Source organism: Actinokineospora sp. NPDC051303, from assembly GCF_055586285.1.
Map to the genome: position 1 here is coordinate 307730 of NZ_JBVJIN010000002.1, position 11746 is coordinate 319475.

An 11746-nucleotide genomic window follows, 5' to 3' on the forward strand; every position below is an offset into this window, starting at 1 on the left:
GACGGTATCGGTAAAGTCGCCTTTCCGCTGGTCGCGGCCAGCCTGACCCCACCAGTGGAATCAGGGTGTCGCGCAGGCGGTGATCCGGTACAGCTTCGCCTCGCCGTCCGAGGCGACAAGCTGGAATCCGGGTTTGCCCGCGGGGTCCTCGAACCCGGGATAGTTCGCGTTGCGCGGGTCCCAGGGCCAGAACTCGGACTCCCCGATGAGCAGGTGCGTCACCCCGAGCTTGCGCGCCGCGGGACACACCTTGGGATCGCTGGCGACATCGTCAAGATGCTGCGCGAGGTAAGTCTGCTCCTCGGTCGGGCTGGGCATGGTGAAGTGCGGATACAAGGTCTGCCGGTCCGCCAACGCCCACAGGAGCCCACTGCCGTCCCACGGATTGTTGGCGACCACGGCATCCTCGGGAATCTGGTCCTTGACCCGGGCGAAGAACTCCCGCTGCTCGTCGTCGGCGAGCGTCGCGGTCTCCGGGAGGTTCTGGTACGAGCCCGCGATGCGGGCGGTCCGGTCCGGCAGGTACATCCCCCGGCTGCCGAGGGCCAGCAGCGCCACCACGACGACAGCGGCGGTGGTCGCGCTGGCCAAGCCGAGGCGGGGGCCGAACCGGTGCCACGGGGTGCCTTCCGCCGCCACCCGGCCCGCGATCTTGTCGGCGAGGAAGAGGACGCCCGCGGTGGCGAGGACGACGCCGGTGATGGGAAGCATGGCGGCCAGGCGGTACGAGTCGTTGTACCAGTACCCGGTGAACTTCTGGGTGTCCGGCCGGTTGAACGAGGCGGCCACCAGGTACAGGAAGCCGGTGGCCACGTGCCCGGCGACCACCCAGCGCAGGGGAACCGACCGCAGGCAGGCGACCACGCCGACCAGGACGACGGCCGAGATGAACCACAGGGCTGGCCTGCCGTTGGTGGCGTTGAGCAGGATCTCGCCGACCGCGCGGGACGGGGTGTCGAACGGGGCCCAGTAGGTGGTGCGGGTGTTGGCGAACAGCGGGTTCGACGTGGTCGCCGTCCAGTACCAGACCGCGCCGAGGACGGCGACGACCGCGACCAGTTCCGCGCCGCCGCGGGCGGACTTGCCCGCCTTGTGCAGCCGCCACGAGCGCCGGATGACGGACGCGAGCAGCGGGAACACGGCGAGCACGATCAGGCTGAACGCCGCGCCCGGGTTGGCCAGGCCGATGGCCAGCCCGACCACGGGCAGCAGCACCAGCGACCGGATGCGGCCGAGGGCGTCGTCCTTGGCCAGGCCGGTGATGGACACCGCCAGCGCCAGCGCGGCCGGGACCAGGGCGAGGCCGAGGGCGTTGGGCCAGAGCACCCCGAACCCGAGCAGCCCCCAGGGGAACGCGCCGAAGCCGATGCTGAGCACCCCGGTCACCGCCAGCGCCGCCCGGGACGGGCCGAAGACCTGGCGGGCCAGGACCAGGCAGGACAGCGGCCACACCACGATCGCGATCGCCGCCGACAGCAGGTTCGCCGCGGCCGGGACGCTGGCGCCGGTGCTCATCACGACCAGCGACCCCAGGTCGTGCCAGGCGGCGGGGTAGAAGCCGCTGCCGCCGTTGGTGGGCGAGCCGAGTTCGGCGAGGTTGAGCGAGGAGCCGTTGCCGGAGTCGAGGATGAACGCGATGGCGTTCATGTGGAACATCGCGTCGTAGGTCTGCGACAGGTTGTCGGGCCTGCCGAAGCCGCGGAAGACCGTCACCGCGCCCAGCGCCAGCGCGGGCAGCAGACCGAGGACGGCGGCCAGGGTGACCGGGCGCGGATCAGGAGTGCGGGCGACCCGGAACCGGCGGCGCAGCACGAGAGCGCCGACACCGAACGCGACCCCCAGCGCCGCGCACACCGCGACCGGCAGCACCGGCGACCACGACAGGCCCGCCTTGTCCGCGGCGACGGCGACCACCGCGGTGGCGCCGGTCGTGATCGCGGGCGCCACTCCCCAGGCCGCCACCCCGCGCAACCCCAGTGGGTAGGTGACCGCCAGACCCGGTAGCAGGAGCCAGAGAGTGCAGACAAGCGCGACCGGAATGGCCTCGAACCAGGTCATGGACGTAGAGGGTAGCCACCCCCTGGTGGCCGGTACCCTGGCCGGGCACCTCGTCGCCGGGCGCGATCTGCCCGCCCCACATTCCCCCGCGGAGCCAGCACATGGACACGCCATCGCCCCAACCGACCACCCTGCCCAGGGTGAGCGCGATCGTCCTCGCCTGGAAGTCGGAGCCGTGGCTTCGGCGCAGTGTGACGGCGTTGCTGGCGTCGGAGAAGGTCGATGTGGATGTGGTGCTGGTCGACAACGGCTGCACCGACGACGATGTCGAGGTGCTCGCCGAGCTCGACCGGGTGACCGTGGTCCGGCCTGGCCGGAACCTCGGGTACTCCGGAGGGAACAACGCCGGTGTCGCCGTGTCGAACGGCGAGTACGTCGCCCTGATCAACGGCGACGCCATCGTGGAGCCCGGCACCCTCGCCCGCCTGATCGACGAACTGGTGGCCCGCCCCGAGGTGGGCATCGCCGCGGCGAGCGTGCGGCTGGCGGAGGACCCGAGCCTGCTCAACTCCAGCGGCAACATGGTCCACGTGCTCGGCATCAGCTGGGTGGGCGGCCTCGGCGAGCCGGAGACCCGCACCGCGCCGACCGAGGTCGCGGGCGCCATGGGGGCCGGGCTGGTCACCACCCGGGCGCACTGGGACCGGCTGGGCGGGTTCTTCGAGCACTACTTCGCCTACCACGAGGACGCCGACCTCTCCATCCGCACCTGGCGGCTGGGGTTGAAGGTCGTGAACGTGCCCGACGCCGTTCTCCTGCACCGTTACGAGTTCTCGCGCAACACGAACAAGTACTACCTGGTCGAGCGCAACCGCCTGATCTTCGTGACCACGCTGTGGAGCGCGCGGGCGTTGCTGCTGCTCAGCCCCGCCTTGCTCGCCCTTGAGGTCGCGATGCTGGCGCTGGCCGTCAAGGAGGGCTGGGCCCGGGACAAGGTGCGCGGCTGGGTGTGGCTCTGGAAGCACCGGCGCGACCTGCGGGAACGGCGGGCGCTGGTGCGGGCCGCGCAGACCGTGCCGGACAAGGAGTGGATGCGGGTGCTCACCACGACGCTGGACACCCCGCTCATCAAGGTCCCCGGCGTGGTCCTGCGGCCGCTCAACGCTGTGACGACGGCGTACTGGAAGGTCGTCCGCCATCTCGTCTGAGCTGGGTGCTCTGGTCTGCGTGGCTGTGGGGTTGCTCTCTGGGTTTCTGGGGTGGCTGGGTGTGGGGGTTTGCTCGATGGGGTGGAGTGGTTTCTTTGGGGCCCCTACGAAGGAAGATCCCGTCGTGGGAAAGACGGGTGGGGAGCCTTCGGCCCCACGACCACGGCGAGTTTAGGGATCTTCCTTCTCCCCCAAAGAAACCACTCCACCCCATCGAGCACCGGGCGAGCATAGGTGCGGCCTGGCAGGAGCATGGGTGTGCTGCTCCACCCATCGAGCACTGGGCGAGCCTCGGTGCGGCCAGCCTGGTTGGGGGGCCGGTGGAGTCCTTACCTTTTAAGAATTAAGAAGGCTTGCGGGTCACCACCACGTAGGGCCTGCTCAGGTCGTCTGCGACAACCCACTCCGGGGAGGCGAACTGGGCTGGGGTGAAGGCCCGGTCCAGGGCTGTCCAGGTTTGGTCGTCGCGGCGGTGGAGGACGAAGACGTCGATCGGGCCGAACTTGGTGTCGCCCGCTGCTCGGGCTAGGTCGCTGGGGTCCTTGGTGTCGGACAGGCGGACCAGTTCCTCGTGGCGGTCGTCCCAGTAGGACAGGGAGCTGGCCGAGGTGCGGTCGGTGCCCATGTAGCCGCGCCAGGGCAGGTAGGCGAAGAGGCGTTCGTCGGCGGAGAGGGTCACCGGGCGGTCTTCTGTTCCGCGTGCGCGTCGCACCCGGTCCTCGATCTCTTCCGTGGGAAGGCAGCCCTGCCTGCCGGTCGGTGGCGCGAACTTCGGATAAGAGCAGTCCGGTAGCGGTTCCAGGTGGGCCATGGTCGAGTAGTCGGCGTGGTCGGCGGCCCACTCCGAGGCGCCCAGGGTGGGTGTGGGGCGCCAGTCGTCCCAGTAGGTGACGCCTGCCCAGAGGACCGCGATGGCGGTCGCCGCGACGCCCACTCGGGGTGGGGCGGTCAGGTTGAGGCGGCGCAGGAGCGCCGGGGCCGCCTGGGCGAGGGTGAGCACGCCCGCCGCCGCCAGGGTGATGCCGGTGAGGCGGGGGATGTAGTGGATCAGGGTGGTGTGCTCGGTCAGGACGAAGCGGATGCCCATGAGGACCCAGAACAGGGACGAGCCCAGCACCAAGTACAGCATCGGCCAGGCCCAGGAGGTGCGGGTCCGGTACCAGATCAGGCCCGCCAGACCGGTCAGCTCCAGGGCACCCAGGAGGGTGGGCTGGAGGAAGGGGAAGCCGTTCTCCGGGATTTCGTAGCTCATATAGAGGTCGCCCAGGCCCTGTCCGCCCTGGGTCAGGACAGCCAGGGCGTACGGCGCCAGGTAAGGGCTGGCCACGACGAGGGCGACCACGCCGACGCCGACCACGTGCAGCGCGTAGCCCTTGCGGTCGTCGCTGCGGCGCCACGCGCCGACCAGGATGGCGAGGATGCCCAGGACGCCGAAGGGGAACCAGCCGTTGTAGGTGAGCATGATCAGGCCGCCGAGCACGCCCGCGGGGAGCCAGTGGAGCCTGCCTCGGGCCGGGTTGGTGAACGCGGCGATCAGCCAGGGGACGAACACGAACAGGGTGATCACCGAGAACGCCTTGCGCGGGTCGCCGAAGACCAGCAGGCCGACGCCGCTGACCGCGAGGGCCGTCGCCGAGGGGACCAGCCTGCGCCACATCAGGAACGCGGCGAGCACGGCGAACGAGGTGACCAGCACTTCCGCCGCCGAGAGCAGCTGCCAGGCGGGGACGTCGAGCAGGTTCGACGCCCGGCCGACCAGCCACGGGTACAGCGGCGGGTACTCGGAGGTGATGTTCTCGATGAACGCGTCCGACGGCTTGGGGTTGACGCTGTAGCGGTTGGCCGCCGCCGCCATCCGGCCCATGTCGCCGACCAGGCCGGAGAAGCCGAACGGGGTGCCGTTGAGGGCCACCTGCAACGCGAAGGCCACCCACGCCGCGAACAGACCGGCCCCGACCGCGGCGACTCGCTCACCCGCGCGCTTGAGGCAGGCGGCCGCGGTGACCACGGCGAACAGGGCGCCGCCAGCGGCGAAGGGGACGAAGGCGCCGCGCACGCTGAACGGGTCGCTGTCGTTGGCGCGTTCCACGATCAGCAACAGGGGAGTGGCGACAAGCCAGGTCAGGATCGCGATTACCGAAGGGCCGGTAAGCGCGGTGCGCCACCGGCTCGGTTTCGCGGTCTCGCCCGGGGAGTCCGCTGGCTCGTCCAGTGCGGTCGTAGCGGGCTGGGACGCTGATTCCGGCACCGAGACACCTGCCATGCGAGGGGAGTGGACGCCGCCCAGGCGGACGACCCGGCACGCACCATAACGTTGTCCTGGCCTGCCCCTGACCTGGGGGCCGCCACCCCACCGGCTGGTAGGCGGACTCGTCTACAGCCGAACGGGTAGCCTGTTAGGGCCTCATTCGACGTGTGCCGTGACAGACCGAAACCGATACCGATACTGACGCAGCGCCGCGCCTGGCGACCCGGAGGACGACAGACCTATGCCCAGTAGCACCTCGTCAAGGAGCGGCTCGGCGGAAACGGAGAGCGCGGGCGAGCGGGCGAACGCCGCCGCGCGGCCGGACGACAGCCTGGTGGGCCACGCCTCGACCGGTCGCCTGGTCGCCCAGCGCGGACTGTTCCACGGACCGGCGGTCATCCCGCAGGACCTCTACGCGGGCATCGGGCACGGCTCGGCCACCCGGGGCCGCGAGCGCCTGGTGGTGAACCCGAACTCCGCGGTCACCACCGACACCTACTTCGGCCGCTTCCCGGCGAGTTACTGGCAGCGATGGACCGTCGTTGACGAGGTCGTGGTCGAGCTGGCCGCCACCGGGTCGGGCAAGATCGCGCTGGTCGCCTCCGACCTGGAGGGGGAGACCCGGGTCGTGGTGGCGCGGACCGTGCGGGACGCCGAGAACGAGACCGTGCGGCTCACCGCGAAGCTGAACATGTTCCTCGACGGCGGGTTCCTCTGGGTGGAGTTCACCACCGAGGAGTCCGCGCTGACCGTCGAGCGGATGCGCTGGACGGTCGACGCGCCCGAGGTCATCCGCCCGACCGCGGTCGTCATCTGCACCTTCAACCGCGCCGACGACTGCGTGGCCACCCTGGGCGCGCTCGCGGGCGACCCGGCCGCGCTCGACGTGATCGACGCCGTCTACGTCGTGGACCAGGGCACCGACACGGTGTCGTCCCGGGCGGCGTTCCCGGACGCGGAGAAGGCCCTCGACGGCAGGCTGCGCTACCTGCGCCAGCCCAACCTCGGCGGCGCGGGCGGGTTCGGCCGGGGCATGTACGAGGTCACCGAGGTCAGCCACGCCGACCAGGCGAACGTGCTGCTCATGGACGACGACGTGCTGCTCGACCCGGAGATCGCGATCCGGCTCACCGCGTTCGCCAACCGCACCGCCGCGCCGACCATCGTCGGCGGGCAGATGCTGCGGCTGCTGCACCCGACCAAGCTGCTCGCGGGCGCGGAGTACGCCGACTTCGCCCAGCTCGTCCCGGGCAAGGTCGTCAAGGGCGGGCTGGACGACGTCGACCTGCTCGAAGAGGCCAAGGACGACGACGGCAAGCCCACCGGCAAGCTCAACCGGGGCGACCTGCGGGTGGACGCGCACTACAACGCCTGGTGGTCCTGCCTGATCCCGTCCGAGGTGGTCAACCGGCTCGGCTACCCGCTGCCGCTGTTCTTCCAGTGGGACGACGTCGAGTACGGCTACCGCGCCCGCGCCCAGGGCATCGCCACGGTGACCCTGCCCGGCGCGGGGCTCTGGCATGCGGACTTCGACTGGAAGGACGCGGACAAGTGGAACGAGTACTTCGCCGTCCGCAACGCCATGGTCGTCTCCGCGCTGCACTCCGAGACCGACCCCAAGCGCATCGCCCGGGTGCTGCTGTCCCGCATCGTGCGCTACCTGCTGAGCATGCAGTACGGCCTGGCGCTCACGGTGATCAAGGCGGCGGAGGACTTCCTCAAGGGCCCGGTGATCTTCGCTGACGGCGGCGCCGCCGCGGCGGCCGAGATCCGCAAGCTGCGCGCGGAGTACCCGGACACGATCATGCACTCGCCCGCCGAGGTGGGGCAGGTGCCGATGATCAAGGCGGGCCCGACCCCGAGCTGGAACCGGCTGGTGCTGCTCAAGCGGCTCGTCTACCTGGCGATGGGTAAGACTGTGCACGACGTCGGCGCGGTCCCCGCCGGGGACGCCGCGTGGTGGCACGTGTCGCAGTTCGACAAGGTCGTGGTGACCGACGCCTCGCAGGAGGGCGTGCGTATCCGCAAGCGTGACCGGGAGCAGGTCGTCGCCCTGGCCAAGCGGGCCGCTGCCGTGGCCCGCCTGCTGGTCTCGGAGACGCCCCGGCTGCGCGGCGAGTACCGGGCAGCGGTGCCCGAGGTGACCAGCAAGGACAACTGGAAACGGCTCTACGACCTGTAGACGGGTCGCCGAAAACCGGGGCCGCGGGCCCGCTGGAGGAATGCAGTGACCGAGCAGGCTAGTGCGACACGAGCCGGTGGTGAGCCCGCCGCGAGCACGCGCACGGTGCTCCAGCGGGTGATCTTCCCGCGCGGCAATCCGCCGGAAGTGCGCCCGCTGTACCTGGACGAGCCGGACAACGTGCACAGCCACGTGTCGTCCCGCACCGCGGTGACCGTGCCGGTGTCGGCGCGGGTGTCGTTCGCGTCGTACTTCAACGCGTTCCCGGCGAGTTACTGGCAGCGCTGGACGCGGCTCAAGGACGTCGTGCTGCGGCTCAACGTGCGCGGCGGCGGGCGGGTCGACGTGTACCGGTCCAAGCCCAACGGCGACCAGGTGCACATCCAAGGCCAGGACGTGCACAGTGGCAGCGAGTGGGAGACCGTCGAGTTCCGGATCAGCCTGGCGCCGTTCAGTGAGGGCGGCTGGATCTGGTTCAACGTGTTTACCGACGACTCGACGTTCGAGGTCGCCGACGCGGTGTGGGCCACCGACCTCGACTTGCCCGCGAAGCGGCTGTCGATCGGCACCACCACGTTCAACCGGGTGGACGACTGCGTCGGCGCGCTGCTGGCCCTCGGCGAGGACCCGGCGGTGCTCGACATCCTCGCCAAGGTCTACGTCGCAGACCAGGGCACGCAGAAGATTTCCGGGCACCCGCGCTTCGCCGAGGCGGTCGACCTGCTCGGCGGCAGGCTTGAGGTCATCGAGCAGGGCAACCTCGGCGGGTCCGGCGGGTTCAGCCGGGCGCTGTTCGAGTCCCTTGAGCACTCCGACGTCGAGCAGATCATGCTCATGGACGACGACATCGCCCTGGAGCCGGACAGCATCCTGCGGGCGAGCGCGTTCGCCCGGGCCGCGGTGAACCCGGTGATCGTCGGCAGCCAGATGCTCAACCTGCAGGCCAAGTCGCGGCTGCACAGCATGGGCGAGGTCGTGGACCTGGCCACCTGCGTGTGGCGGCCCGCGCCGGGCGCCGTGGTTGACCACGACTTCGGCGCGCACTCGCTGCGCGAGACCCGCGCGCTGCACCGGCGCATCGAATCCACCTACAACGGCTGGTGGATGTGCCTGTTCCCGCGCGAGGTGGTCGAGGCGACCGGGCTGCCGCTGCCGCTGTTCATCAAGTGGGACGACGCGGAGTACTCGATGCGCGCCCTGCGCAACGGCTACCCGACGGTGACGCTGCCGGGCTCGGGCGTGTGGCACATGCCGTGGACCGACAAGAACGACCTGTCCGACTGGACTGTCTACTTCCACCTGCGCAACCGGCTGGTCATCGCCGCCCTGCACAGCCCGCACGACCTGCGCAAGACGCTGCTCAAGCAGGGGCTGCGCGCGACCATCCGGCGGCTGCTGTCGATGGAGTACTCGACCGTCGCGATCGAACTGAAGGCGATCGAGGACTTCCTGGCGGGCCCGGACCGCCTCTTCGACCTGCTGCGCACCGGTCTGCCGGAGGTCCAGCAGGTCCGCAAGCAGTACACCGACGCGCAGACCCTCCCGTCCGCGGGCGAGTTCCCACCGCCCACCTTGGACTCGGTGCGCGCGGAGCAGATGCTGCGCCCGCCGGTCCACCCGGTGAAGATCGCCGCGCAGGCGTCGAAGGCGCTGCTGCACAACCTGCGCACCCCGGAGCCCACGGCGAGTGAGCGCCCACAGGTCAATGTGCCCGCAGGCAGCGCACTGTGGTTCCTCTTGGGCAATTTGGACAGTGCGACAGTGTCCAACCCGGACGGCAGCGGCGTCGCTTTCCGCAGGCGCGACCCGAAGGTCTTCCGGGAGCTGTCCAAGGCCGCCGCGCAGGCTTACCGGCGGCTGGCGACCGAGTGGCCGAGGATGCAGGAGAGCTACCGGGCAGCACTGCCCGAGCTGACCTCCGCCGAGTCTTGGCGCAAGGTCTTCGAGAACTAGGGCCTGTATCGAAGTACCGGCACGCACCAGCCGCGCCGGATGCGGCCCCTGGCGGCACGGCCGCGACGCCCTAGTACAACACCGGTACGAGCGGCGCCGCGGCCGCACCGCCAGGGAACCGTCCAGCCCATGAAGTCGCGGTAGCGCGCGCTCTCCGGGTACGGCCCCTGGCAGAAGGTCGCGTAGCCGACGTCCCGCGAGTGCAGGTAGGACAACTCGTTGATGTGGGCCGTGGTGTCTAGTCCGCTCGGCGAGCGCGGCACAACTCCTTCGTCAACTGGGCGTCGGGCCCTGGTCCGGGCGCAGCACCGGGCCGCAGGTGCCCCGGGGCGCGGCCTGCTGGACGCGGATCGCGGGCCGCACCACGGTGTCTGCGTAGGTCCGCAGCGCCGCCAGGGCTTCCGGGTTCGGCACGGCGTCCTTGCGCACCCAGTCGCCGCCCGCGGCGCCGTCCTCGGCGACGACGACGTGGTAGTCCGCCGCCAGGCGTGGGTCGCCGATCAGGCCGGTCTGCGTGCTCCACGGCGCGTGCATGTGGATGAAGGTCGGCTTGACCTCGGTGAACACGTGGTCGCGCAGGCCGCGCCAGTTCTTGTCGTGCCAGAAGTCGGCGATCGGGGCGTCGGCGAGTCCCGCGAGGTCGATCAGGGTGAGCCGGGTGGACATGGCGGTCGCGCCGAGGTCGGGGGCCAGCAGCGAGGCCGTCCGCAGGCCGAGCGCGTCGGCGTAGCCGTTGAAGCCGCGGCCGAACGCCTCCCCGACCAGGCACATCGGCACGGTCGGGGCCGCGCGGAAGGTCTTTCCGGCGGTGGTGAACACGGCCAGGCTCGGCAGCGTCGCCAGCACCAAGCCCGCCGCGAGCAGCAGCCGGGCCCGCGCGCTCACCGACCGCAGCGCGGTCGGCAGGGCCAGCGCGCCGCCCAGCGCGACCAGCACCCAGAACGGCGTCGCGAACCGCAGCTCGCCCATCCAGTCCGGCGCGAGGACGCAGAACGCCAGCAGCGACAGCCCCAGCGGAACCAGCACCCCGCCCAGCGCGGCCCGCAGCCGCGACGGGTGCGCCAGCGCGATCCCGACGCACACAGCCCAGCCGAGGAACGCCAGCCCGCCGCCGTAGCCGATCAGCTCGCCGACCCGCGACAGGCTCTCCAACTCCGGGGGCTCCTGCCCCTTGGCGACGGCGGTGTTGGCGACCAGCCTGCCGAACACCACCAGCCGCCACCCGACGTACGCGCCGTAGGGGACCAGGCAGGCGAGCACGCTGATCAGCGCCGCGCGCACGCTCACCGCGAACATCGGGCGGGTCAGGCGGAACAGCACGAGCAGCGGGTACGCGCCCAGGTAGATGATCCCGTCCGGCCGGGTCAGCGCGGCCAGGGCGACCAGCAGCCCGGCGTAGAGCGCCACCCGGGGCGCGAGCAGGCGGTCGTCCATGACCGCCCGGAACAGCAGGGACGCGAGGGCGGCCACGCTCAGCGCGTAGAGGGAGTTCTCCAGCCCGGAGAAGGACCAGATCACGAACGACGGCACCACCGCCAGCGCCGCGCCGACGAGCAGTGTCAGCGCCCACGGGCGGCGGGTGACTTTGGCCGCGGCCAGGTGGGCGGCGACGAGGATGCCCGCGCAGCAGAGCAGGGCAAGCGCTTTCGGGAACAGCACGTAGTCGGGGATCCCGAAGATCGCGCCCCGGTCGAACAGGCCGACCAACCGGCCGACCGTCAGCAGCGCCAGCCAGGTGGGGTTGGAATATCCCTCAACCGGGTCAGCTCCCGGTTGCAGCACCGGGCCGAGCCCGTCGGCGACGCTGCGCGCGTAGGCGAAGGTGATGGCGGCGTCATCGACCACCCAGTTCCCGTACAGCGCGGCGTGCCCGCCGATCAGCGCGGCGCCTCCCGCGACCGCACCCGCCGCGGCCACCCGCCCACCATGGCGCGGACGCTCGCTCGGCTGGTCCGGTTCGGTCGGTTGCGCGGCAGGCTCGTGACCCGCGACCAGTGTCTCCACCGGCGGGAGTGTACGGAACCGGCACACAGCGCGGGGGCACCCCCCCCGGGGGGGGGGGGGGGGGGTGTTGGGGTGTCCGCTGGAGCCGAAAGGGCGGGAGAACGGGGGGTCGGGGGGATCTTTTGCCTCCTAGGGCGCCGCACCCCCCCCATC

6 protein-coding genes are annotated in these 11746 nt (G+C 71.0%); 3 read left to right on the plus strand and 3 right to left on the minus strand.

Features of this window, described 5'->3' with window-relative positions; translation table 11 throughout:
- Nucleotides 1–60: 60 nt before the first annotated feature.
- The gene (locus ACZ6SD_RS03225) at nucleotides 61–2058 is read right to left on the minus strand and encodes a DUF6541 family protein (RefSeq protein ID WP_465315231.1); all 1998 of its coding nucleotides are present in this window, start codon (nucleotides 2056–2058) and stop codon (nucleotides 61–63) included.
- Nucleotides 2059–2198: 140 nt separating this feature from the next.
- Here ACZ6SD_RS03225 and ACZ6SD_RS03230 point away from each other — a divergent pair, with 140 nt between their 5' ends.
- On the plus strand, nucleotides 2199–3206 hold the full coding sequence (locus ACZ6SD_RS03230) for a glycosyltransferase family 2 protein (protein ID WP_465315232.1): 1008 nt from the start codon (nucleotides 2199–2201) through the stop codon (nucleotides 3204–3206).
- 343 nt (nucleotides 3207–3549) lie between these two features.
- Here the strand turns inward: ACZ6SD_RS03230 and ACZ6SD_RS03235 are convergent, their stop codons facing one another.
- Complete coding sequence (locus tag ACZ6SD_RS03235) at nucleotides 3550–5454, minus strand: arabinofuranosyltransferase (protein WP_465315233.1); 1905 nt, start codon at nucleotides 5452–5454, stop codon at nucleotides 3550–3552.
- Nucleotides 5455–5695: 241 nt separating this feature from the next.
- Here ACZ6SD_RS03235 and ACZ6SD_RS03240 point away from each other — a divergent pair, with 241 nt between their 5' ends.
- Both ACZ6SD_RS03240 and ACZ6SD_RS03245 read left to right on the plus strand, forming a co-directional pair.
- The gene (locus ACZ6SD_RS03240) at nucleotides 5696–7636 is read left to right on the plus strand and encodes a glycosyltransferase (protein ID WP_465315234.1); all 1941 of its coding nucleotides are present in this window, start codon (nucleotides 5696–5698) and stop codon (nucleotides 7634–7636) included.
- A gap of 45 nt (nucleotides 7637–7681) precedes the next feature.
- Nucleotides 7682–9589 carry a glycosyltransferase gene (locus ACZ6SD_RS03245; protein WP_465315235.1) on the plus strand — a complete coding sequence of 636 codons (1908 nt, stop codon included), beginning with the start codon at nucleotides 7682–7684 and terminating at the stop codon, nucleotides 9587–9589.
- A 273-nt stretch (nucleotides 9590–9862) separates the two neighbouring features.
- Here ACZ6SD_RS03245 and ACZ6SD_RS03250 read toward each other — a convergent pair whose 3' ends face one another.
- On the minus strand, nucleotides 9863–11593 hold the full coding sequence (locus ACZ6SD_RS03250) for a hypothetical protein (RefSeq protein WP_465315236.1): 1731 nt from the start codon (nucleotides 11591–11593) through the stop codon (nucleotides 9863–9865).
- Between the last annotated feature and the right edge of the window lie 153 nt (nucleotides 11594–11746).